A 21,738-nucleotide genomic window follows, 5' to 3' on the forward strand; every position below is an offset into this window, starting at 1 on the left:
AAGCATGCAAGCGATTCCTGCTCTGGCCTGGCTGCCGTTTTGTTTGCTGGGCCTTTCGATTGCTGGCACGGGCCTGGCAGCGGCGAACGATGAACGGCCAGCCTTCCTGCGGCACCTCTGGCTCGTCCTGCTCGGACTGGCGACTGGCGCCGGCCTGGCGGCAGGGGTGCTGCACCCCGTCGTGCTGGCCAGTATCTGCGCCTTACTGGCTTTCGCATGGTTGGCGAGCCGCCACGGCAAGCCCGCTGTGCGGGTGCTGTTCACGCTATTGACGCTGCTGCTGGCCCTTGCGCTCGCAGTGCATGCGGTTCCTGGCTTCGACAATCCCTTGTTGTTGAAGGATGTGCAGCTGTCAGCTGCTTCGGCGCCGTACACCATGTATGCGAACTTCGATAAGGGGGTGGTCGGGGTAGTGCTGCTGGTGTTCTTCTGCCACCGTGCCAGTTCCTTGCGGGATTTTGGCGCCGCATTGAGATCGCAGGGTATTGTGCTGGCAGCGCTCCTGGTGGCGGTGCTGGGCGCGAGCTGGGCAATTGGATTCGTGCATCCCGACTTCAAACTTTCGCCATTCCTGCCGCTGTTCGCCGTCGTCAACCTGCTGTTTGTCTGCGTGGCGGAGGAGGCCTTCTTCCGTGGCGTCATCCAGGGGCAGCTTGCGCGCTACGGCAACACTTTAGCCGTAGCGGTTTCGGGCTTGTTGTTCGGTGCCGCGCACCTGGGCGGTGGTTGGCAGATTGGCGTGCTCGCCAGCCTGGCCGGCGTGGGATACGGGCTGTTGTATGCCAGGACGCGGCGCATCGAGATTCCGATCGCCGCCCACTTCCTGCTTAACCTGGCACATTTCATCGCGTTTACCTATCCGCGTGGCGGCTGAATGCGGGCTTCAAATCTCGACGATGCAGTTCGGATTGAAGCTTTCGTTCTCACCACTTCCGCTCTTTGACATATATCCAAACGGGTTGCACACAACTCGGCAAGGCCCGATTTCGTAGTCAAATGATTCGTGCATGTGGCCATGCACCCAAAGATCCGCCTTGGCCGCTACCTCGTCCAGGTTCGAGGCATAGGCGGATGAAGTCAGGTCGTTCGCATACTGGCTCGGAACCGAGCGCATGGAAGGCGCCATGTGGGTTACGACGACGGTTTTACCGCCGTGGGGATCAGCCAGCTTAGTGCTGATCCAGGACTTGTGCTGCTCATGGAACAAGGCAGTATCCTTGGTGCGCAGCCTGCCGTAGTTCTTGCTGGCGAGCCGTATGCGGCGGTAGTCAGACATGACCTCTTCCGCCCTGGTCATGGCGAAGTATCGCCGGTCATCTCCAAACAGCTTGAAGTCGGTCCATAACGCAGCACCCAGGAAGCGCACGCCTCCTATGACATGCTCATCGCAATTCAGGAACTTCACATTCTGCGTCGCGGCACTGGCGGCACGTATCTTTTCGATCTCGCTATCCAGGTTGTGGCCGTAACCTTCATGGTTGCCGTGCACGTAGATGACCGGGATACCTGCAAAGGCAGCTTCGGCCCACTGCACGGACCGCACGCCGCTGGTATCGATATCCCCAGCCAGGACAACGACGTCCGGCGACGAAGCGGCGATGTCAAACGAAACCTGGTGCTTATTCCAGAATTCGCGATGGAGGTCGGAGAGAATCAGTAAGCGCATGTCCTGATCATATCAGGCGGCCCCCGCCATCGATATGCAGCACCTCTCCGTTGATGTAGGTATTGGTCATCATGAACAGGATGGCGGCGCCAATTTCTTCCGCCTGTCCCACGCGTCCGACGGGAAGGCTTTCGGCAACCTGCTGAAGGAATGCTTTGCTGGTTTCACCCAGTACATCGAACAGTGGCGTGTCGGTGAAGCCTGGTGCAACCACGTTGACGCGAATGGGTTTCAGCTCTTGCGCGAGTGCGCCTGCAAGCGCTTCGACGCCTCGAACCGCAGCCGAAATCACCGCAACGCCGTTGCCGGTCGGGCGATCCGACAACTGGCCACCCGTCAGGATGATGGAACCTCGATTGGAAAACAAGGGCAGTGCTGCCTTGATCGCATACAGGGGCCCGGCGATACGTTCGTCCAGTGCGTGCAGCAAGACATCCGGATCGCAGTCGGCAACGCGGCCGGCATTAAAGGTGCCGGCGGTGACCACCAGGTGATCCACGCGTTCCAAGCCGGCGAATACTGCCTCGACTTCCGCACGGTCCGTAATGTCCGCCACGACGACACGCGCGCCTCCCAGCGAGTCTGCCGCCTGGTTCAGTTTTGCGCGGTTGCGGCCGACCAAAGTCAGTTCGGCGCCCAGGCTCCTGGCTTGGACGGCGGCGGCCAGGCCGATCCCGCTGCTGCCGCCGAAGATGACTACGTGTTGACTGTCGAGCATATCGTTCTTCCAGTTGAAGTTGAGTTGCGACGCAGTGTATGCTCTTCAAAAAGCGTTGGGTACGCTGTCAAATCGAATGGGTGCCATTCCAAAATGGAATGCTGAGGGCAATGGATCAACTCAAGGGAATGCAGTCTTTTGTGCGCGTCGTGGAAACGGGCAGCCTGTCGGCGGCCGCGCGCGATGCCGGTATCACGCAGCCAACCGTCAGCAAGACAATCTCGAATCTTGAGCGAACGGTTGGCGCCCGGCTGCTGGAGCGCAGCTTCACCGGCCTGACGGTGACGGATGCCGGAAAACGATTTTATGAACAGGCCAAACGCGTGCTTGACGCTTATGAGGAAGCGCTGGCGGACGTGCATGGAGCGCGGGAGCAGCCCTCAGGGGCGATCCGGGTGAGCGCGCCGGTCGGCATCGGCCAGGCGCATTTGAGCGCGGCAATCCAGCACTTCCTGGAAACGCATCCGAAGATACAGGTCGAGTTGATTCTGAACGATCGCATGATCGACCTGGTCGAGGAGGGCGTCGACCTTGCGGTGCGCCTTGGCGGCGAGCTTCCCGGCAACCTGATCGCGAGAAAAATCGCTTCGTCGCCGCGCGTGCTGCTCGCGTCGCCGCAATACCTGGATCGCTTCGGTGCGCCGGCAGCGCTGGAGGAACTGGCCGATCACAATTTCGTGCGGTACGCGTGGCTGCAAGGCGGCGACCGGATTACCTTCCATCGTGAAGGGCAAGCGTCGGAAGTCGCGGTACGCGGACGTTTTCGTATCAACAGTTCCCATGCGGTACGCGAATGCCTGGCGTCGGGATTTGCGCTCGGGATGGCGCCACTCTGGCTGGTCGGAGACTTGCTGCAAAGCGGGCAATTGGTACGCATCCTGCCGGCGTGGGAAGCTGCGCCGCATGAAGTTCATATTCTTTATCCTTCTCGCCGCTTTGTGCCAGTGCGTACGCGTGCCTTGATTGAATTCCTGCAAGCGACGATTCCCGCATGGCCCGGTATGGAAAAGGTGTAAAGGCCTTATCGATGCCTGGGCCTCGGGAACATTTCAGTCATCCGCGATGAGGGTGGCGCGGATGCCGCTGTGTTCACCTCCTTGAAGCAGCTGGAGAATGCTCTCGTGGCACACCAGATCGCCGGCGAAGCAGCCGCCCATCACGAACAACAGGCGCTCGTGCAAGGGCGTCCGTTCCAATAGCTGTGTATTCAGGCAGAAAGATGAAACGATCGGCTCAGGGTCAGTGGGATCGGCATCTTCTTCCTGGCCGGAATGCTCGGAAAGTTCCCGGTCCCAGCAATCGAACTTTTTTTGAAAGCCCACGTAGCAATAGTCCTCATAAAGGGACTTATCGTCATGCACCCACCACGCGGGGTGCATGGAAAGACCGGTAACTTTGCGTTCCAGCAGAGCCTCGCGCACGTGATTGCGCACGATAAGGTTGCCAGCGTCATACATCACATCGGGTGGCACGAGCATTGGCTTGATACCTTCCTTGCGGTGACCGCGTTTTTCGCCGTTGTAGAAAGCTAGCGGCGCCGAGTCGGGCGCTACCTTGCCCCTCCAGTATTCGCGCTCGTGCGTTTCATGGAAGGCGGTGGGATAGGGGAGCGACGCATTTCTGCCTCGCCGGAGGAAGTAGTACTCTTTTTCAAACGCGGTCATCGTCTGGCTTTCATTCGTACGCAACTGTACCCATGCGAACTCCATGTCCGCGATGTTCAAGGCTGCCGCAGGCGCGGCACGATTTGTCCCGCCGGATAGCGGCCTTGCGCGTGCGGAGGTCGGAGCGCGGTACGAAAGGAAAGTCCAGCTCCTCGATCCGTGCTTCGGACAGCAATTCCTCAAGCTCGTGCACTTCATTTGCCGCACGCACGAAGTCAACGAGCAAATGCGCGAATTCCGCTACGGCGGCGTCGAGCGGTGAAGGATCTTCCTCGTCTTCGACGAAGCATTCCAGGTGGTTGGCAACTTCATGGATCGCGTGTCCTATTACCGGTCCGCTGCAGAGCAAGGCGAGCGGCAGCATCAGGCGCAGTTCGAGCATCAGGGTGGCACCGCCCGGACCTGCCAGGTGGGCGTACAGGGACGGGGGAACCGACTCGAAAACCATCTCCATGTACGCCAGCCAGGTCAGCATGCTGTCCTGCTCCGCCAGCAGTTGGTCGATCATCCGGCGGTTATGGGAAGCCAGCACTTCACGCGCCAGTTTCGGCCGCATCGCAGGTAGTACCCGCTCGAGGAAATCGTCGATGCCCTGCCGGTCGCCGTTGGCGATAAGAGCGGGCAGCCCGAAGATCGCGGCACGGTGTTCCTGCAGCCTTGCGGCGAAAGTGACGCCACCGCCGAATGCGCCATGGCTGAAGTCGTGCGGCGCGTCGGGCAATGTTCCTGGCAGCAGTTTGATCCCTGTTATGGCTGGCAGGCCGCCTAGGCGCCCTTTCCACCACACCCATTCGTCGGCCTCGGCGGATTGCGTCTCGTCGCCGGGCTGGGCGCCTTGCCGCATCGTGTCCGCTACGCTGCCCCAGAGTTCAGCATTGAACACGCTGCGCTTGGCGCGCAGCCATTTGGCCTGCAGCGGATTCCAGCCGCATTCCGCGGCGGCCTGGTAGGCGGCTGCGCCGCTGCCTTGCCACATTTCGCGCAAAGGCTGCAGTGCTTCCGTCAGGTGCAGGAAAGCACTGTGCAGGCGCAGGACGATGCTTTCGCGCTGCTCTTTGGCCTGGTAGGCAAGCTCCCTGGTGAGCAGTTCGATGGCGATGGGCGAGACAGGTTTTTTCATGGCGCTCTCTAGTTGCCAAAAATGCAAAGCAGCCATTATGGCAGCAAGTGCGCGGTCTTGCCGCTCAAGAGTGCGCGTATAATCCACGCGACGTTTTCAACGGGAGAATCCATCAATGTCCATGCAATTCCTGCGCCGCGCCGCCGCACTGTCTGTGCTGGCCGCCGCTATCGCCATCCCGGCCCAGGCCGACAGCTTTGCTTCGTCCGCCTCGAGCGCTGGTTCCGCATCCTCCGGTAGCATTTCCGATTCCATCGGCGGCTCCAGCAAGAGCTCCAGCGGCGACGACAAGAAAGTGGCCGCCGGCCAGTACCGCGTCATCGACGTGGCCGAGGCGCCAGGCAAGCCAGGCGCAACCCGCCTGAAGCTGCAAGGCCAAGGCAATGAATTCTTCCTCACCGTGCCGAAAGCAGCCCTGGCTGACCGCGCACTGCCGGCGGGCGCGCTGGTGCAGGTGAGCGAGCGTCCTTACGGCTACGAATTCGCGTACGCCGACACCCGCCAGGCCTTCTTCCTGGCCCTCGACGACGCATGGCAACGCGAACTGCGCTCGCACGCCATCTGATCTCTGCCTGCCTGGCGCTCGGCTGGAATGCCGCGGCGCAGGCTGGCGGGATGATGTTCTGCGACCGTCCGGCGAAAGTTTCGGCGGCGGCGCAGGACCACGTGCTGCGTTTCGCCGCCGTGGTGAAAGATGAACTGGAACGCTCCGGCGCTAGCGCCGCCGTGGTGTCGCGCGCCGGCCTTGACCTAGCGCGCTTCGCACTGCGCTACTCGCACGCGGGCCTGGCTTTGAAAGCCAACCCAAACAGTCCCTGGTCGGTGCGCCAGCTTTACTATGCTTGCGACGAGAAGCGCCCGCGCATCTTCGACCAGGGCATGGCCGGTTTCGTGCTCGGTGCGGAAGAACCGGCGCACGGCCACCTGTCGATGGTGCTGCTGCCGGAAGGAGCGGCCAGCAAACTTCAAGCAGCAGCGCTGGATGCGCAAACCCCTTTGTCGCTGCTGGCGGGCGAGTACAGTGCCAACGCTTATGCCTACGGCACGCGCTTCCAGAACTGCAACCAGTGGTTGGTGGAGCTGATTGCCAGCGCCTGGGGCGCATCCGCGCCGCAGCGCGAAGAGGCGCAGCGCTGGCTGCGTGAGCGCGGCTACCAGGCGCAAGCGGTCGACGTTGGCCGCACGCTGGTGATCGCCGCGCACTTCGTGCCGTTAGTGCACGTGATTGACCATCCCGACGAGGACTTGCGTGCGCAAACAATGCGCGTCAGCCTGCCTTCGTCGATTGAAAATTTTGTTCGCCGCGAAGCGCCACAAGCGCGTCGCATCGAGCTTTGCTACAACGCGAACCATATCGTGATCCGGCGCGGCTGGGAAACGATGGGTGCGGGTTGCGAAGCGCAGGCTGGTGACGAGGTTATCGCCTTTGAAAACGGAAATTAACAAGGTCATATGGACACTCCCATTGCGTCGCTTTACCTGATCTCCGCAGGTGCGCTGGCAATGTCGGCATTCCAGTCTGCGCTGGTGGCTCGCAACAGTTCTTATGTGCGGGCTTGCTGGGCTTTTGCAGTAATCTGCCTGACATTTGCCTGCTTCCAGTACACGAACGTGCAGCAACAGCTGGCGCCCGGGCTGGCGGAGGCGGTCAGGGCCCACAAATGGGTGAATTTCTTCTCGCTTTTGCTGGCGCCGCAGTTCTGCTACCTGGTCGCCTCCCTGGACCCAAGCCGAAGCGCATTCCGTCTTGCCTACGGCATTGCCTTCATATCGGCCGTGCTGGCGGTTGACAATTTCATGGTCCCTTTTGGCTATCGTTTTTCCTCATTGGCGAGCGATGCCCCAACGGAACTGGTATGGGGCGGGCACGCCTTCCTGCTGTTTGGCGAAACGACAGCCGCTTATACGGTAAGCCGCCTGCTGTCGCTGGGCGCCGTGGTGTTTGCGGTCATCTACTTTGTTCGCGTGCAGCGGCAGCGGGCACGTTTTTCCAACCGGCTGGTATGGAGTTCCGCGGCACTGGTCGTGGTGACGACAGCCCTGGGCGGCGCTACCGATACCGGCGTGCTGCGCATGCCGTACCTGAGCGGATTCGGTTTCCTGTTCCTCGCTGCGTCTTACCTGCTGCTGGTGAGGCGCGAAGCAACCCAGCGCCTGACCGAGAAGATTCGCATCAGCGCCGCGCTGGAGCGCGAACTGGAAAACCACAAGCTGTCCAGCAGGCGCATCGAGCGCGCCCTGACCAACGATGAACTGACCCGCCTGCCGAACCGCGAAGGCGCGCTGGAGAAGCTGCGCACCATGTCGGCCTGGAGTGAGTCGAGCATGACCCGCATGGCGGTGCTGCTGCTCGACCTGGACCGCCTGGCGATTATCAACGGCACGCGCGGCTACGAGGCCGGCAACCAGGTGCTGATCGAGGTGGCGCAGCGCCTGCGTGAACACTGCGGCAAGCGCCGGCTGGTGGCACGCCTTGGCAGCGCGCGTTTTGTGGTCGGTATTGCCGGCCACAAGACGCTGGGAGGAATCGAACGCGAAGTGGAGGGCGTGCTGGCTGCGATCAAGCCGCCTTTCGCGGTGGCGGGCAGCATCCTCAATATGACTTTCAGCGCCGGCGTGGCAATCTATCCTGACCATGCCGAGTCGGCGGAAGACCTGCTGGCATCGGCGGGCCTGGCGCTGCACGAGGCGCGCGACGCGGGACCGGGCAGCATGCGTACTTTCCACCCATCGCTGCAGAAGTCGCTGAGCGAGCGCATCGGTCTGGAGAATGAGCTGAAGGAAGCGCTCGAGAACGGGGAACTGTTCCTGCATTACCAGCCGCAGGTCTGTGCCGTCACGGAACGCGTGCTGGGAATGGAAGCGCTGATTCGCTGGCAGCACCCCGAGCTGGGCCTGGTGATGCCGGATAGATTCATCCCGCTGGCCGAATCGACCGGCACTATTGCGGCAATCGGCGCATGGGTGATCGAAAGTGCCTGCCGCCAGCTGCAGGATTGGCGTGCGCTGGGCTTCAGTGAAGTGCGGATGGCGGTCAACGTGTCGGCGCATCAGCTGTTGCTGGACGATCTTGACGACAATGTGCAATCGGCCTTGCGGCGCGCCGGCCTGATGGGCGCTGATCTTGAACTCGAGATCACGGAGTCGGTGCTGATGGAAGATCCGCAACGCTCGATCGAACGGCTCGAGACGTTGCGCAGCCTGGGCGTGCGGCTTTCGATCGACGACTTCGGAACCGGTTACTCGTCCCTCGGCTACCTGAAAATGCTGCCGGTGCACTCCTTCAAGCTTGATCGCAGTTTCGTGCGCGACATCGGTACCAGCGAGAAGGATCTCGAAATCTGCGCCACTGCGGTCGGCCTGGCGCGCAAGCTCGGTCTCGAGATCGTTGCCGAAGGCGTGGAAGACATGGTGCAGGCAACGCAGTTGCGCCACCTGGGCTGCAACCTGCTGCAGGGCTACTACTTTGCGCGTCCGCTGGCGGCGCATGCGGCCACCAACTTCCTGATGGATCAAAGGCAGGCCGCCGCATAGCCGAAACAGTGGCCGCTTTTCGTGTTTGTAATAAAATAACGCGAATTGCCAAAAAGAAAATCGAGGACCGTATGGATACTCCCATTGCTTCGCTCTACCTTGTCTCCATGGGAGCGCTAGCAATGTGTGCATTCCAAGCCGCTTTGCTGGCACGCAGCAGCTCTTATGTGCGGGCCTGCTGGACTTTCGCCGTGCTGTGCCTGACGTTTGCATTGTTCCAGTTCTCCAATGTGCGGCAGCAGCTGGCGCCCGACCTGGCGGCTGCCATCGCCGCACATAAATGGGTGAACCTTTTTTCGCTGTTGCTGGTGCCGCAAATCTGGTACCTGCTTGCCTCCCTCGACGAGCGCAAATGGGCGTTCCGCCTGGCCTACGCCGTGGGCTGCGTGACTGCCTGGCTGGTGGCTGACAACTTTGCCGCGCCCTATGGCTACCGCTTTTCAGAGCTCTCGATCGACCTGCCAGGCGAATTATGGTGGGGCGAGCGTGCCTTCCTGCTGGCCGGTGAAACCACGCCGGCCTATGCGGTCAATCGCCTGCTGTCGCTTGGCGCGGCGGTGTATGCCGCGGTGTACTGCATTCGGGTCCGTAGCCAGAGCGTGCGCTTTTCCAATCGCCTGGTATGGCTCTCGGTGGTGCTGATCAGCGTCACGACTGCGCTTGGCGGCGCCAGCGATGCGGGCCGGCTGCAATTGCCCTACCTGAGCGGGTTCGGCTTCCTGTTCCTCGCTGCCTCCTACCTGCTGCTGGTGCGGCGCGAAGCCACCCAGCGCATGACGGAGAAGATCCGCATCAGCGCCGCGCTGGAGCGCGAAGTGGAGAGCCACAAGCGCGCCAGCCTGCGCTTCGAACATGCGCTGACCAACGATGCGCTGACGCGGCTGCCCAATCGCGCCGGCGCACTGGACTTGCTGCACAAAATGTTCGTCGAGAGCGAATCGAAGCTGACCCGGATGGGTGTGCTGCTGCTTGACCTGGACCGGCTGGCGATCATCAACGGCACGCGCGGCTACGAGGCCGGCAACCAGCTGCTGCTCGAGGTGGCGCAGCGTCTGCGGCAGCATTGCGGCAAGCGCATGCTGGTGGCGCGCCTGGGCAGTGCGCGCTTCGTTGTTGGCATTGCTGGACACAAGACATGGGCCAGCATCGAGAGCGAAGTGGAGTCGATACTGGAGGCAGCCAAAGCGCCGTTCGCCATTCCGGGCACAGTGTTGAACATGACGTTCAGCGCGGGCGTGGCAGTCTATCCCGACCACGCTTCGTCGGCAGAGGACTTGCTGGCATCGGCGGCGCTGGCGCTGCACCAGGCGCGCGATGCCGGGCCGGGCAACCTGCGCGTATTCCATCCTTCGCTGCAGCAGTCGCTGAGCGAACGTATCGGGCTCGAATACGAATTGAAGGAGGCGCTCGAGAAAGGGCAGTTCGTCCTGCATTACCAGCCGCAGGTTTGCGCGGCGTCGGATCGGGTGGTGTGCATGGAAGCGCTGATTCGCTGGCACCACCCGACGTTGGGACTGGTGATGCCCGATAAATTCATTCCGCTGGCCGAAGCGACCGGTTCCATCGCCGCCATCGGCTCGTGGGTGATCGATGCCGCCTGCCAGCAATTGGCAAGCTGGCGTGAAAACGGTTTCACCGGTGTCCGCGTGGCGGTCAACCTGTCGGCGCAGCAGTTGCTGGTGACCGACCTGGGCGACACGGTGCAGTCGGCCTTGCAGCGCGCCGGCCTGCAGGGTGCCGACCTCGAACTGGAAATCACGGAGTCCGTGCTGATGCAGGACCCGCAGCGCTCGATCGAAAGGCTGGAGGCTTTGCGCGGTCTGGGTGTCCGTCTTTCGATCGACGATTTCGGTACCGGCTATTCCTCGCTTGGCTACCTGAAGCTGCTGCCGGTGCATGCCTTCAAGCTGGATCGCAGCTTTGTGCGCGATATCGGCAGGTCCGCCAAGGACCTGGAGATCTGCGCCACCGCGGTCGGCCTGGCACGCAACCTGGGCCTCGAACTGGTAGCAGAGGGTGTGGAGGATGCGCTGCAGGCGGCGCAGCTGCGCAAGCTGGGATGCCACCTTCTGCAAGGCTATTACTTCGCACGCCCGCTAGCCGCTTACGCCGCAACGGACTACCTGGCAAACGACAGGAGAGTGGCGTGAGGCCGGGCTTCACCATCCAGTCACTCCCAGTGCCAGTTCTGGCCCCAGCTTTCCTGGTAATCCCACAGGTGCAGGTCCTGGCCGTCGAATGAGCTCCACCAGGCGTCCTTGACGTCGATGGCCTTGCCGGGCGCATGGGCCGGGCGCAGGGTCTGGCCGGACCAGGAGAAGCGCTGGTTGGCCTTGTCGTTGCAGTCCCAGATCACCAGCCTGGTGCCGTTGCCGGTGCCGAAAGCGTACACGTCGACGCATTTGTCAGGGTTGTTCTTGCTGCGCAGCAGGCCATCCGGGTCCTGGTACCAGAGTTGCGTGACCTGGCCCTGGCAGCTCCAGTGATGGACGGGCGTGCCATTAGCCATATTGTTGCCTTCGATGTCCATGCACTTGCCGCGGCCGTCGACCAGCTTGCGGAACACATAAGCGCTGCCAGGCTTGACGCTGGCGCTCACGCCCGCGCCCGCTCCCGTAATTGAACCGTCCGACACCAGCCGGATGCGCGCGCTGTCGCCGCTGACCATGAAGCTGGCGGCGATGGCGCCGGACAGGGATTTCACCAGCGTGCCATTGCGGTCATATACGTGGACAAAATCCCGATTCGCATCGGTGCTGCCAGTGAGGTAGACCTTCAGCGCAGCCGCGCCTGGAATGGTCAGCCACTGGGAGCGGTCCTCGTTGTTGCCATAGGCGCCGCTGCTCCAGGTGGTGGCGAGTGCTTCGATGCCGACGCTGGCGCCGCTCGAGGTGCCGGCGCCATCGGAGACCAGTTGTGCGATGATGGCGTTGTCCGCAACTACCAGTGATTGGGCAAACGCTGCGCTGAAACTGTGCAGCAGGCGACGGTTGCTGTCGTAAATGCGTAGAACATCGCCAGCGCCAAGCGAGCCGCTTACGTTGACGCGAACGGCGCCGGCGCCAGGCAGGCGCAGGGTCTGGGCGCGGTCTTCATTGTTGCCGTACGCGCCGGTATCCCAGCGTGTTGGGGCGTCGTCATACTTTTCCCATTTGCCTTCCTCCGCCTGGTCAGAGTAATTCAGCCAGACAGGGTTGGCGCCAGCGGCCAGGCGCAGGCGCTCGTTCATGTAAGCGTTGGCGGGAACGGAAAACGCAAAGCCGCTGCCGAAGGCCGCGCTGCAAGCCTGCTTGCCGCCTTGCCAGACGCCGGCAGCCGGAGTGACGCGCCAGTCGTCGGGCTGGGCCTTGTTCTGGCAGGCAAAGCGCAGCGCGGCGGTGCAAGCTCCATCATTCCAGCGCCCGTCGCCGCGCATTTGTGCGCAATCCTCGTTGTTGTAGTCATTTGGCTCGCCGTCGGCCCAGGACCAGATAGCGGAGGCGATCATTCCTTCGTCCCAGCGGTCCGCGTCGACATTGTCTACGCCGCAGCGCATCAGCGCCGCAATGTTGGACGTGTCGATGGTGCCGGTTTCGTCGACCCAGGAATCGGGTAGCACATCCTTGCCCAGCTTGGAGTCGGAGACGGCATAGATATTTTCCTGGTCCATCGGCACGCCGTCCACCGTGCAGTTGGCGGTGTTGATGAATTTGACCTGCCGGCTGTTCCAGCCGCCGGCAGCCCCGGTTGCGAACAGAGGGCCTTGCCAGACCACTGCGCCGTCGTAGGTGTTGTTGGCGGATTTCACGAGCACGCGCTTGCCGCGGGCGATCATCTCGCGCGGCGACTCCCAGCGATTGGCGGGCTTGTCGGAGGGCTTGTACAGCAGGGAGCCGAAGACCGCAGTCAACGGTCCCACCACGCCGGCCTGGCTGTTGGCGCGGTCTTCCAGGTCGACGAAGACGATTGCCTTCGGATTGGCATCAAGCCAGTTGCGAATCTTCCACAGTTCATTGGGATAGTTGTCCGGCGCGCCGTAGATCGCCGAGCAGTCCTGGTGGCACAGCTGCACCTCGCCATTGTTGATGTGCAGGTCCAGGTCGACATTGCGGATGCCCGAATTGAGCAGCTGGTTCATCGGCCAGCGCTGGTTGGCCCAGGTGGCGCCGCTGTCGTTCCAGGCATTGTGCGCGCCCAGTACCTGGACGCGATTGAGTGGCGTATCCATCGCCACGTCGTACTGTGTACGGATGCCCAGGCCCAGGTCCGCGGCATGCAATGCCTGCATTCCGAACAGGAGAGAAACGATGACGCCTGCCAGCTTCATTCTGCCTCCGAAAGTTTAGTGCCCTGAACCGGCTAACTTACCCCAGGAAAGGCAGGCGCACGATGGAGGCCCACCTCTAAGATTTTGGCTCGTGCGGTCATTTACTTGTAGCAGAGTCCTGCTAGTTTTGCCGTCACAAACCATTTGAAGGAGGAACCGATGTTGAAAGCCGTTCGCTGCGCGGTCGTGACCGCGTGTGCCCTTTCTGCTTTGCCTGCCATGGCAGCTTGCCCTGACTACGTAACCGCAGCCAATCCGCCTGCACTGTCAGGGCCCGCCCGCAAGGGTTTTGCCAACTTCGGCAACACCATCCTGTCCGGCTTGTACAAGCCCTGGCATATGGCGCACGATGTCATCGTCAAGGCCGGCCAGCCTGCGACCATTACCGGCAAGTTCGACTACGACGCGGTGCTGCACAAGGACCTGGAAGGCGAGCGGGTTCACGCCTATCTTTACGGCAGCGGCATGCAGCAGTGGCAGTACCTCGGCAGCTTTATTACAAATAGCGATGGCAAGGTCAATGTGCCGCTGGGCGTGCGGCCTGTCGGCGATTATGCGGTGCGTTTCGTGGTGGAGGGCGACCTGAGCAGCACCAACGGCTACCTGAGCGTGGTCGACCCGAACCGCGATGCAGTGCTGTTCGATATCGATGGCACGCTGACGATCAACGATTTCGAGGCCTATGCCGACTACGTTGGCGTCAAGACCGCAACGGCATATTCCTATGCGCAGCAGGTTGTTAACGCCTACCGCCAGAAAGGCTACCAGGTCATCTTCCTCACCGGACGGCCTTACTGGGTGACGAAGGATGGCCTGGAATGGCTGAAAATCCAGAATATGGGCCAATGGCATTACCACTCCAACCCCTACGGCGACGGCCCGATCCCGCCAGATACACAGCAGTTCAAGACCGACTATGTGCGCTACCTGCGCAACACGGTCGGCCTGAACATCGTGCGCGCCTATGGCAATGCCACGACCGATATCGCGGCCTACGCCGATGGCGGCATCGCCAAGGCGCAGACCTATATCATCGGCCCGAACGCCGGCGCTTCGGGCACGCAGCCGATCCAGGGTGATTACACCGCCCATTACAGTTTTGTGGTGGAACCCACCCCGCTAGCTAGCTGCCGGCTGTAACGTGGTAGATTCCCACTTTGAACAATGAGAAGGAGGTTTGAAGTGGGAATCCTTGACGGCATGCTGGGCAACGCGTCCAAGATCGACATTGCGGACTTACGGGAAGACTTTGCTAAAGTGCTCGCACCGAATGAGCGGGTGGAGCATGCCTATCAACTGATACGCGACTATTTCGTCTTCACCGACAAGCGCCTGGTGGTGGTGAATATCCAGGGCGTCACGGGCAGCAAGAAGGAATATCACTCGATTCCCTACAGGAGCGTGACGCATTTCAGCATCGAGACCGGCGGTACGCTGGACCTCGACGCGGAGCTGAAGATCTGGATCTCCAGCACCTCGGAACCGTTCGCGCAAAAATTCAACAAACGCCTGAGCATTTATGAAGTGCAGGCAGTGTTGGCAAGCTACGTGCTGAAATGAAGCGATTTTTCTTCGTGTTGGTATTGGCTGCAGCCGCCTTCTTTATCTGGGGCGATCCTGCCGGGTTACTGCACCGCGTCAGCATGTGGGCTTGTGAATGGCTGCGCGTCTTCAAGGTCTGCTGACGCATCCATCTTTCGTTGGCGGGCGAATTGTTGCGGCGACGCTGTCGCTAGCATGATGGCTTTGATGGGAGCCGGACATGCCAGCCTACGAAGTCATCGATATCCCCAGCCACCAGCCATACCTGGCGGCGCGCGTGCGCCACACCGCGCCTGACCGCGCCAATGGTGCGCCGCCCGTGCTGTTCGTGCACGGGTCTTCATTCCCCTCGGGACTGTCTTTCGATTTCCGCATGGATGGGCAATCGTGGATGGACTGGATGGCGGCGCGTGGCTATGACGTGTATGCGCTTGATTTTCCCGGTTATGGACTGTCGGACCGGTACGCCGCCGATGCGCCGTCGCCACCCGGCAGAGCGCGCGAGGTGGTACCGGACGTGGACAGTGCGGTCGACGCCATCCTGGGCAAGACAGGCAGGCAGCAAATCCTGCTGGTCGGGCATTCCTGGGGCGGCTCGGTGGCGGCACGCTATGCGCAGGAGCATGCGAGCAAGGTGGCGAAGCTGGTGCTGTTTGCCGCAATCACGCCGCGCGCGGCGCAAGACGCCACCGGTGCGCCGGCGCTATCTGCCAAACCCTATGAGGAGCTGACGCCCGTCCAGCGAATTGCCGCGATGGATGATTTGCGCCCTTTGCAGGAAGCGCCGCTGTTGCACGCCGATATCTTTCGCCGTTGGGGCGCGCAATGGCTGGCATCGGACGATCGGCGCGATGGCGCAGTACGTTTCCCCTCCGGTCCCGGCGCCGACCTGGCGGACCTGCAGCAGGGCCGCACTTACTACGATCCCGCGCGGCTGGAAATGCCGGTGCTGCTGGTACGGGGAGAGTGGGATGCCTGGCCCAGCGCCGCCGACTACAAAGCCATGGCGGCCGCGATCAGGGAGGCACGCTACGCAGTGATTCCGCGCGGGACCCACGTGGTGCACCTCGAGACAGGGCGCTTCAAGCTGTATGAAGAAGTGCTGGATTTCCTGTATAGCGGACCAGCAGGAAGTCGATGAAGGCGCGCACCCGCAACGGCAGGTTGCGCCGCGTCGGGTACACGGCATAAACCTCGACCGGCGCCTTGCGCCAGTCTTCCAGCAAAGGCAGCAGTTCGCCGCGCGCAATCGCCTGCGCCACGATGAAATGCGGCAGGCAGGCGATGCCGTGTCCTTGCACTGCCGCTTCGCGCAGCGCGGCGCCGTTATTGACGCGGAACGATGAGCGCACGTCGACGCTGAAAGGAGTTCCATTGGCTGGATCGCGGAAAGACCAATAGGCGCTGTCATCCAGGTTGCTGTAGGCGAGGCCGCGGTGGGAGGCAAGGTCGTGCGGCGTTCGCGGCGCTCCATGCTGCGCCAGGTATGCCGGGCTGGCGCACACGGTATGGTCGATCGCGGCGATACTGCGCGCCACCAGGCTGGAATCCTTCAGGCGCGAGATGCGGATCGCCAGGTCGAAGCCCTCGTTGACGATGCGGTCGTTCAGGTCCAATTCGACGGCAAGGTCGGGATGCTGCGCTGCGAATTCCGCCGCCAGCGGCGCCAGGCACATGACGCCGAAGGACATCGGCCCCGCCACGCGCAGCTTGCCACGCAGGGCGGCGCTGCCCGACGAGACTTCGGCTTCCGCATCGTGAAGATCATCCAGCAGGCGCAAAGCACGCTCGTAAAGCAGGGCACCTGCCTCGGTGACGCTCATGCTGCGGGTAGAGCGCACCAGCAGTTGCGTGCCGAGGCGGTCTTCCAGCTCGCTGATGCGCCGGCTGACCGCCGACTTGACCACGCCGAGCCGCAGCGCTGCCCCGGAAAATCCCTCCGCTTCCACCACCGCTACGAACGTCTTCAAATCTTCATAGCGGTCCTGCATTGTTCTTCTCCGGTGGATTCTGTGTGCTCAGTGCGAGGTCCCCCAAGTGGCCGGCACGCGCCTATGATGGGGGTAGTATAAAACCTTCACAGGAGAGAAGCATGAAAATCAGGATGACTGCCGCGGCATTGTTGCTGGCCGCCGGAGCTGCGCAGGCCGGCGAACCGGTCTGGGATGCCAACAAGGTAGAACTGAAGGCGCAGAAGCTGGCCGACGGCGTGTACGCGATGGTACCGGCCGATGCGGCCAGGGCGGCGGATGGCGTGCCGATAGCCACCACCTCCGGCATCCTGGCCGGCAGCAAGGGCGTGCTGGTGGTGGATACCATGATCAACGAGCGCCTGCACAAGCAGGTGATGGCGGAGGCAAAGCGCCACGGTGCGCTGCGCTATGCGGTCAATACCAGTTACCACGGCGATCACTCCTATGGCAATTACTTCTTGCCGAAATCGGTCACCGTGATCCAGCACGCTGCGGCCAAGGCCTATGTGGATACCAATTTCGCCAAGGATGTCCAGTTCATGGAGGGTGCATTCGGCAAGGGCCGCGGCATCGACAAGATCAAGCCGCGCACCGGCGACGTGCTGGTGGCGAAAGACAGCCGCGTGCAGCTGGACCTGGGCGGCAAAGTAGTAGAAATAATTGATTTCGGCTTCGGCCAGACCGGCGGCGACCTGGTGGTGTGGGACCCGCAGGCCAGGGTGGCCTTCACCGGCAATCCGGTGATAGCCGGCCAGCCGTCGCTGCCTTGGCTGCTGGATGGCCACGTCCAGGATACGCTGGACACGCTGACCCGGATCTACAATTTCCTGCCAGCGGACGCGCGCATCGTGCCGGGGCACGGTCCTGTGATGGGCAAGGAGGCGATGAAATGGCACCTGGACTACCTGGCGGCGCTGAAGGCCGCCGTGCAGGATGCCCACGCCAAAGGCATGACGCTGGAGCAGGCGCAGGCGCACGCCGACCTGGCCGCATTCAAGGGCTATGCCATTTACGACTGGGTCCATAAAGGGATCAATATTCCTGCCGCCTATGCGGAGTTCAGGAAGTGATCAGTTGACACCGTAGCGCGCCCGGATGGCAGCCAGCGTGCCGTTCTGTTCGAGCTGGGTAATGGCCTGGTTAATGCGCGCCAGTTGCGCTTGCGTCGTGCTGGCGGCATTCAGCATCAGGTGTACTGGCGCACGGTAGGGCAGGTAGGACAACTGTACGATCCGGACATTTTGCAGACGCGCGACGTGGCGCAGGGCGTTCGCGTCGCCCATGATCAGGTCGCCGCGCCCGGCCTCCAGCATCTTGATGCCTTGTTCAAAGGTGCCGAAAGTACTGCGCCGTCCTTCCGCGTTCAGCACCGGCAGGGCGCGTTCGTAGTCATCGCCGTAAAAGCCCAGGCGCGGCGCCAGCAGGCTGGCACGGCGGCTGACAAGGTCCTGGAAGCTGTCGACGTGGCGGAATTTATCCAGCTTTTCGGGCACGGTGAACAGGCCCACGGTTTCCTGCCGATAGGGCAGGCTGAAACGGGCATAGCCGCGCCGTTCTTCGGTGTCGGAAGCTGCCATCAAGAGATCGAGCTTGCCTTGCTGAAACAGGACATTGCGCCGCGCCGGCGGCATTTCTTTTTCCAGCTGCAGGGCGCAGCCGGCGTGCTTCATTATGGCCTGCAGCAACTCGAAATCGACGCCGCCCAGTACCGCCTTGTCATTGTGATAAAAGTATGGTGGCCATTCTTCGGGTGCCAGGCGCAGGGTACAGGCCCCGGCAGGGCCGGCGAGTTGTAGCAGGAGCGCAGCGAGCAACAGCCTCATGGCCGAGGGCATCCGAAAGTATCCACGAGGACAGTGTTTCAGATGGCAGCGTCGCTGTAAAGGGAAAAGCTAGTCAGTGTGGTGCCGGTATATTTCCCGACCGCCGGCCCCGGTAGTGGCGCCGCAGCGCCAAGTGAACGTATTCTGCGGGCCGAATGTGACGGCCGTTTGACGCCAGTGTGACGGCTTGGTGTAATACGGCCCATGAAAACACACCATGCACTCCTGCAACAAGCCGTCGCCCTGCACCAGAAGGGCGAACTCGGTCGCGCGCAAGCCATCTACGACGAGGTGCTGCGCGCGCAACCGCTGAATTTCGATGCGCTGCACTTGAGCGGTGCCTTGGCGCGCCAGCAGGGCGAGCCGCAACGTGCGCTGGACCTGATCGATGGCGCGCTGGCCATCGACAGCCGCCGTGCCATCGCCCACTGCAACCGCGGTGTCGCCTTGCAGGATCTGGGCCGCTATGACGAGGCGCTGGCCAGCTTCGAACGCGCGCTGGCCTTGCAGCCGGACTACGCTATTGCCCTGAGCAACCGCGGCAACGCCTTGCGCCACCTGGGGCACCTGGATCGTGCGCTGGAAAGCTATGATGCGGCGCTGCGCCTGTCGCCCAGGTATGCCGACGCGCTGTGCAACAGGGCCCTGGTGCTGCAGTCGCTGGCGCGCCACGAAGCTGCTTTGGACGGCTTCGGCGCGGCGCTGACTGTGCGGCAGGAATATCCGGAAGCGCTACACGGCGCTGCCGTATCGCTGCTGGCGCTTGGCAAACCGGCCGACGCGCTGGAAGGTTTTGAGCGGGCGCTGCACCTGCAGCCGGAATACGCGGAAGCATGGTGTTCGCGCGGCGCCTTGCTGCTGCGCGCCCAGGACCATGGGGAAGCGCTGGCGAGCTTCCAGGATGCGTTGGCAGTGCGCCCGCGCTACGCCCGCGCCCAGCTTGGCCTGGCGAACACCCTGCGCGCCATGGGGCGCCGCGAAGAAGCGGTCGAAGCCTACCAGGCAGCGCTCTCCTTTGGCGCCGACGCTGAAACTGTCGGCTACATGCTGGCCATCATGGGTGCCGAGCAGGCGCCCGGTGCTTCGCCCGCCGCATATGTGAAGGCGCTGTTCGACCAGTACGCCGGCAATTTCGACCGCCACCTGGTTGACGTGCTGCGTTACCGCACCCCGTCCCTGCTGGTGGAAGCCTTGCGCCGCCACCTGCCGCCCGGCGAGCTGGATGTGCTGGATGCCGGCTGTGGTACCGGTTTGTGCGGCCCGTTGCTGCGGCCGCTGGCCTGCCTGCTGGAAGGCGTCGACCTGTCGCCGCACATGCTGGACCGCGCGCGCGATACCGGCTTGTACGATGGCCTGTACTGCGGTGAGATGGTGAGCTACCTGCGCGTGCGCCCGGCCAGCGTCGACGTCATCGTCGCGGCCGACGTGTTTGTCTACCTGGGCGACCTGAAAGCGGTATTTGCCGTGGCGCGGCTGGCGCTGCGCAGCGGCGGCCGTTTCGCGTTCTCCGTGGAGGAGAACGATGGCACCGAAGAATTCGCACTGCGTTCCTCCGGCCGCTATGCGCATTCGCGCGCAGGCGTCGAAGCGCTGGCGCGCAGCCACGGCTTCGCCATTAACGAGATTATTCCGAGCACGTTGCGCCAGGAAAGCGGCGCGGACATGCGCGGGCTGCTGGTCATATTATCGGGAAACTGACACCTTGTATGCACCTAATCTGCATTGCTGCTTCGACGACCAGCTGCAATTTTCCGGAATCAAGTGAGCATGGCCGAGCCTCTTGAAATTGCCGCCAATGCGGTGATGGCCGTCTCCATCTTCCTTGCCGGCCGCAATAACATTCATTCCTGGTGGACCGGCATTGTCGGCTGCACCTTGTTTTCCGTGCTGTTCTACGGCTCGCAGCTGTATGCCGACGTCGCGCTGCAGTTGTTCTTCATCGTCACCTGCATCATCGGTTGGCGCCAGTGGCTGCGTGGCGACTATGGCCATGCGCTGCATATCCGCGCCACGCGGCCTGCCACGCTGGTGAAGATGGTCGTTGCGGGAGCGGCGGCCACCGCGGCCTACGGGCTGATGCTCAAGCATTACACCGATGCCTTTGCACCCTTCGTCGATTCAACGGTGCTGATGTTCTCCATCATTGCGCAAGTCCTGTTGATGGGACGCCGTATCGAGAACTGGCCGGTGTGGCTGCTGGTGAACACCATCTCGATTCCACTGTATGCCAGCCGCGGCCTGTACCTGACGGCAGCGCTATATGCGGCGTACTGGATTAATGCCCTGGTCGCGTGGCGGCACTGGCGCCGCGAACGCGCCGCAGGCGTCTAGCATCCGCCTATTTCAACTGGAAGATCGCGTTCACGGTCTGTGAGTAGGCGATTGAATCCGGTACGCTGTATTTGCCGGTTTGGGGGGCAGTGCCGCGCGTTTCTCGGCCGGCCTGCAACTCCATGAAAGGCGCGCCGACCTGGGATAGCGGGCCGCGTGCAATGGCAACTACCGGGCCAAGTTTGCGGCCGAAGGATTTAGCCAGTGAGCTGCCCTTGTTGCGCGCATCGTCCGCGGCGGCTGCCATCAGCTGGGAGTTGATGTCGTCGCCGTCCGTGCGGTCGAAGGTGGAGCTGATATTGGTGATGTGGTCCATCTCGACCAGCTTGGCAATGAGCGCCGGCCATTGCGCCAGGTCGCGCACACGGGCGTGGAACAGCCGTCCCATCGAATAGGCGGGCTGCCGCTGTTCGCCCACTGGGACGGTCTTCTTTTCGATTTCATATGCCTCGATGTCGGCTTCCTGCACGCCGTGCTCGGCCAGCAGTTGCATTGCGCTGGCGCTCAGCTCCCGCAGTTGGCCGGCGGCGGTTTCCGCGCTGGCATCCTGCGTGCCGGCTTCGAACTTGACTTCGCCGATATCGGGACGCATCCACAATTGCGCCTTGCCGCTGCTGCTGACAAACGGGTGCGATGGCAGGGCGCCGCCGGATGCCTGTGCGCCGCAGCTGGCCGACATCGCACAGAGCGCAAGGGCCGCGATGGTGCGGCTCAATTTCATTGGTGCTGCTCCTGGATCCAGACGTATTGCACGTCCGTCTTGCCCGGGCCGTTCTTGAAACGGCACTTGGCGATGCCGCTGCGGGCCGCCTCGTCCAGGGCCCGGTGGCCGGACGATTTTACAATGGCCGAATCCTTGACGGCGCCATGTTCGTCCACCGTGAAGCTGAGGGTGACGGTGCCGGTATGCCCGGCTTCCAGGTCTTGCTTCGGCCAGGCCGGTTTGCCGCAAGAGCTGAAATCGACAAGAGGGAGCGTCGTCGCATCGTTCGAGCCGGCATAGGCGCAAGCGGTGAGGGTTGCCAGCAAGGCGGCGGTACAAAGTTGCTTCATTTGTTTTA

General features: G+C 62.4%; 22 protein-coding genes. 13 read left to right on the top strand and 9 right to left on the bottom strand.

Translation table 11 applies throughout. From position 1 onward, the window contains the following. The first annotated feature begins 4 nt into the window (after positions 1-4). On the top strand, positions 5-874 hold the full coding sequence (locus ASD07_RS27035; protein WP_082507587.1) for a CPBP family intramembrane glutamic endopeptidase: 870 nt from the start codon (positions 5-7) through the stop codon (positions 872-874). A gap of 9 nt (positions 875-883) precedes the next feature. Here ASD07_RS27035 and ASD07_RS27040 read toward each other — a convergent pair whose 3' ends face one another. Together ASD07_RS27040 and ASD07_RS27045 are read right to left on the bottom strand one after the other, a co-directional pair. Then, positions 884-1,666 carry a metallophosphoesterase gene (locus tag ASD07_RS27040; RefSeq protein WP_055937982.1) on the bottom strand — a complete coding sequence of 261 codons (783 nt, stop codon included), beginning with the start codon at positions 1,664-1,666 and terminating at the stop codon, positions 884-886. A gap of 7 nt (positions 1,667-1,673) precedes the next feature. Then, positions 1,674-2,384 (bottom strand): SDR family oxidoreductase, encoded by a 711-nt coding sequence (locus tag ASD07_RS27045; protein ID WP_055937984.1) that lies wholly within the window; start codon positions 2,382-2,384, stop codon positions 1,674-1,676. A 110-nt stretch (positions 2,385-2,494) separates the two neighbouring features. Between ASD07_RS27045 and ASD07_RS27050 the strand changes: the two genes are divergently transcribed. After that, a complete protein-coding gene (locus tag ASD07_RS27050; protein ID WP_055937987.1) occupies positions 2,495-3,400 on the top strand; it encodes a LysR family transcriptional regulator in 906 nt (301 codons plus the stop codon). 33 nt (positions 3,401-3,433) lie between these two features. Here ASD07_RS27050 and ASD07_RS27055 read toward each other — a convergent pair whose 3' ends face one another. Beyond that, positions 3,434-4,108: a hypothetical protein gene (locus ASD07_RS27055; protein WP_156398192.1), complete on the bottom strand. Its 675-nt coding sequence runs from the start codon at positions 4,106-4,108 to the stop codon at positions 3,434-3,436. Beyond that, the gene (locus ASD07_RS27060) at positions 4,059-5,168 is read right to left on the bottom strand and encodes a hypothetical protein (protein WP_055937992.1); all 1,110 of its coding nucleotides are present in this window, start codon (positions 5,166-5,168) and stop codon (positions 4,059-4,061) included. The genes ASD07_RS27055 and ASD07_RS27060 overlap by 50 nt, the downstream gene beginning before the upstream one ends. A gap of 115 nt (positions 5,169-5,283) precedes the next feature. Here ASD07_RS27060 and ASD07_RS27065 point away from each other — a divergent pair, with 115 nt between their 5' ends. The 4 genes from ASD07_RS27065 (at position 5,284) to ASD07_RS27080 (ending at position 10,852) form a co-directional block, all read left to right on the top strand. After that, positions 5,284-5,733: a hypothetical protein gene (locus tag ASD07_RS27065; protein WP_055937995.1), complete on the top strand. Its 450-nt coding sequence runs from the start codon at positions 5,284-5,286 to the stop codon at positions 5,731-5,733. Next, on the top strand, positions 5,700-6,611 hold the full coding sequence (locus ASD07_RS27070) for a DUF2145 domain-containing protein (protein WP_055937997.1): 912 nt from the start codon (positions 5,700-5,702) through the stop codon (positions 6,609-6,611). The genes ASD07_RS27065 and ASD07_RS27070 overlap by 34 nt, the downstream gene beginning before the upstream one ends. A gap of 9 nt (positions 6,612-6,620) precedes the next feature. Next, entirely contained in the window at positions 6,621-8,702 is a 2,082-nt protein-coding gene (locus tag ASD07_RS27075; protein ID WP_055938001.1) for a bifunctional diguanylate cyclase/phosphodiesterase, read from the top strand. A gap of 122 nt (positions 8,703-8,824) precedes the next feature. Next, on the top strand, positions 8,825-10,852 hold the full coding sequence (locus ASD07_RS27080; RefSeq protein WP_057247202.1) for a bifunctional diguanylate cyclase/phosphodiesterase: 2,028 nt from the start codon (positions 8,825-8,827) through the stop codon (positions 10,850-10,852). A gap of 20 nt (positions 10,853-10,872) precedes the next feature. Here ASD07_RS27080 and ASD07_RS27085 read toward each other — a convergent pair whose 3' ends face one another. Further along, positions 10,873-13,008 (bottom strand): ricin-type beta-trefoil lectin domain protein, encoded by a 2,136-nt coding sequence (locus ASD07_RS27085; RefSeq protein WP_055938009.1) that lies wholly within the window; start codon positions 13,006-13,008, stop codon positions 10,873-10,875. A gap of 159 nt (positions 13,009-13,167) precedes the next feature. Here ASD07_RS27085 and ASD07_RS27090 point away from each other — a divergent pair, with 159 nt between their 5' ends. From ASD07_RS27090 to ASD07_RS27100, 4 genes are all read left to right on the top strand, one after another. After that, a complete protein-coding gene (locus ASD07_RS27090) occupies positions 13,168-14,148 on the top strand; it encodes a lipin/Ned1/Smp2 family protein (protein WP_055938010.1) in 981 nt (326 codons plus the stop codon). A 42-nt stretch (positions 14,149-14,190) separates the two neighbouring features. After that, positions 14,191-14,568 carry a PH domain-containing protein gene (locus ASD07_RS27095; RefSeq protein WP_055938013.1) on the top strand — a complete coding sequence of 126 codons (378 nt, stop codon included), beginning with the start codon at positions 14,191-14,193 and terminating at the stop codon, positions 14,566-14,568. Continuing rightward, positions 14,565-14,693: a hypothetical protein gene (locus ASD07_RS32120; protein WP_255357045.1), complete on the top strand. Its 129-nt coding sequence runs from the start codon at positions 14,565-14,567 to the stop codon at positions 14,691-14,693. The genes ASD07_RS27095 and ASD07_RS32120 overlap by 4 nt, the downstream gene beginning before the upstream one ends. A gap of 77 nt (positions 14,694-14,770) precedes the next feature. Next, the gene (locus tag ASD07_RS27100) at positions 14,771-15,691 is read left to right on the top strand and encodes an alpha/beta hydrolase (protein ID WP_055938016.1); all 921 of its coding nucleotides are present in this window, start codon (positions 14,771-14,773) and stop codon (positions 15,689-15,691) included. Here ASD07_RS27100 and ASD07_RS27105 read toward each other — a convergent pair. Further along, the gene (locus ASD07_RS27105; protein ID WP_055938018.1) at positions 15,633-16,541 is read right to left on the bottom strand and encodes a LysR family transcriptional regulator; all 909 of its coding nucleotides are present in this window, start codon (positions 16,539-16,541) and stop codon (positions 15,633-15,635) included. The two genes, ASD07_RS27100 and ASD07_RS27105, sit on opposite strands and share 59 nt — an antisense overlap. 101 nt (positions 16,542-16,642) lie before the next feature. Between ASD07_RS27105 and ASD07_RS27110 the strand changes: the two genes are divergently transcribed. Then, complete coding sequence (locus ASD07_RS27110) at positions 16,643-17,593, top strand: MBL fold metallo-hydrolase (RefSeq protein WP_055938022.1); 951 nt, start codon at positions 16,643-16,645, stop codon at positions 17,591-17,593. Here the strand turns inward: ASD07_RS27110 and ASD07_RS27115 are convergent, their stop codons facing one another. Further along, positions 17,594-18,346 (bottom strand): ABC transporter substrate-binding protein, encoded by a 753-nt coding sequence (locus tag ASD07_RS27115; protein ID WP_055938553.1) that lies wholly within the window; start codon positions 18,344-18,346, stop codon positions 17,594-17,596. 204 nt (positions 18,347-18,550) lie between these two features. On the opposite strand from ASD07_RS27115, the gene ASD07_RS27120 reads away from it, so the two are divergent. Beyond that, positions 18,551-20,044: a tetratricopeptide repeat protein gene (locus tag ASD07_RS27120; RefSeq protein WP_055938025.1), complete on the top strand. Its 1,494-nt coding sequence runs from the start codon at positions 18,551-18,553 to the stop codon at positions 20,042-20,044. A gap of 69 nt (positions 20,045-20,113) precedes the next feature. Then, complete coding sequence (pnuC, locus tag ASD07_RS27125; protein ID WP_055938027.1) at positions 20,114-20,677, top strand: nicotinamide riboside transporter PnuC; 564 nt, start codon at positions 20,114-20,116, stop codon at positions 20,675-20,677. A 7-nt stretch (positions 20,678-20,684) separates the two neighbouring features. Here the strand turns inward: pnuC and ASD07_RS27130 are convergent, their stop codons facing one another. Further along, on the bottom strand, positions 20,685-21,398 hold the full coding sequence (locus tag ASD07_RS27130) for an SIMPL domain-containing protein (protein WP_055938029.1): 714 nt from the start codon (positions 21,396-21,398) through the stop codon (positions 20,685-20,687). Then, positions 21,395-21,730: an energy transducer TonB gene (locus tag ASD07_RS27135; RefSeq protein ID WP_055938032.1), complete on the bottom strand. Its 336-nt coding sequence runs from the start codon at positions 21,728-21,730 to the stop codon at positions 21,395-21,397. The genes ASD07_RS27130 and ASD07_RS27135 overlap by 4 nt, the downstream gene beginning before the upstream one ends. Between the last annotated feature and the right edge of the window lie 8 nt (positions 21,731-21,738).

Origin of the sequence: Duganella sp. Root336D2 (assembly GCF_001425005.1) — a bacterium.
Lineage (GTDB): Bacteria > Pseudomonadota > Gammaproteobacteria > Burkholderiales > Burkholderiaceae_D > Rugamonas.

Excerpts from the sequence above, each read along its gene's own strand:
- ASD07_RS27035 (WP_082507587.1), top strand. The coding sequence starts at position 5 with ATGCAAGCGATTCCTGCTCTGGCCTGGCTGCCGTTTTGTTTGCTGGGC.
- ASD07_RS27040 (WP_055937982.1), bottom strand. The coding sequence starts at position 1,666 with ATGCGCTTACTGATTCTCTCCGACCTCCATCGCGAATTCTGGAATAAG.
- ASD07_RS27045 (WP_055937984.1), bottom strand. The coding sequence starts at position 2,384 with ATGCTCGACAGTCAACACGTAGTCATCTTCGGCGGCAGCAGCGGGATC.
- ASD07_RS27050 (WP_055937987.1), top strand. The coding sequence starts at position 2,495 with ATGGATCAACTCAAGGGAATGCAGTCTTTTGTGCGCGTCGTGGAAACG.
- ASD07_RS27060 (WP_055937992.1), bottom strand. The coding sequence starts at position 5,168 with ATGAAAAAACCTGTCTCGCCCATCGCCATCGAACTGCTCACCAGGGAG.
- ASD07_RS27065 (WP_055937995.1), top strand. The coding sequence starts at position 5,284 with ATGTCCATGCAATTCCTGCGCCGCGCCGCCGCACTGTCTGTGCTGGCC.
- ASD07_RS27070 (WP_055937997.1), top strand. The coding sequence starts at position 5,700 with ATGGCAACGCGAACTGCGCTCGCACGCCATCTGATCTCTGCCTGCCTG.
- ASD07_RS27075 (WP_055938001.1), top strand. The coding sequence starts at position 6,621 with ATGGACACTCCCATTGCGTCGCTTTACCTGATCTCCGCAGGTGCGCTG.
- ASD07_RS27080 (WP_057247202.1), top strand. The coding sequence starts at position 8,825 with ATGTGTGCATTCCAAGCCGCTTTGCTGGCACGCAGCAGCTCTTATGTG.
- ASD07_RS27085 (WP_055938009.1), bottom strand. The coding sequence starts at position 13,008 with ATGAAGCTGGCAGGCGTCATCGTTTCTCTCCTGTTCGGAATGCAGGCA.
- ASD07_RS27090 (WP_055938010.1), top strand. The coding sequence starts at position 13,168 with ATGTTGAAAGCCGTTCGCTGCGCGGTCGTGACCGCGTGTGCCCTTTCT.
- ASD07_RS32120 (WP_255357045.1), top strand. The coding sequence starts at position 14,565 with ATGAAGCGATTTTTCTTCGTGTTGGTATTGGCTGCAGCCGCCTTCTTT.
- ASD07_RS27100 (WP_055938016.1), top strand. The coding sequence starts at position 14,771 with ATGCCAGCCTACGAAGTCATCGATATCCCCAGCCACCAGCCATACCTG.
- ASD07_RS27105 (WP_055938018.1), bottom strand. The coding sequence starts at position 16,541 with ATGCAGGACCGCTATGAAGATTTGAAGACGTTCGTAGCGGTGGTGGAA.
- ASD07_RS27110 (WP_055938022.1), top strand. The coding sequence starts at position 16,643 with ATGAAAATCAGGATGACTGCCGCGGCATTGTTGCTGGCCGCCGGAGCT.
- ASD07_RS27115 (WP_055938553.1), bottom strand. The coding sequence starts at position 18,346 with ATGAGGCTGTTGCTCGCTGCGCTCCTGCTACAACTCGCCGGCCCTGCC.
- ASD07_RS27120 (WP_055938025.1), top strand. The coding sequence starts at position 18,551 with ATGAAAACACACCATGCACTCCTGCAACAAGCCGTCGCCCTGCACCAG.
- pnuC (WP_055938027.1), top strand. The coding sequence starts at position 20,114 with ATGGCCGAGCCTCTTGAAATTGCCGCCAATGCGGTGATGGCCGTCTCC.
- ASD07_RS27130 (WP_055938029.1), bottom strand. The coding sequence starts at position 21,398 with ATGAAATTGAGCCGCACCATCGCGGCCCTTGCGCTCTGTGCGATGTCG.
- ASD07_RS27135 (WP_055938032.1), bottom strand. The coding sequence starts at position 21,730 with ATGAAGCAACTTTGTACCGCCGCCTTGCTGGCAACCCTCACCGCTTGC.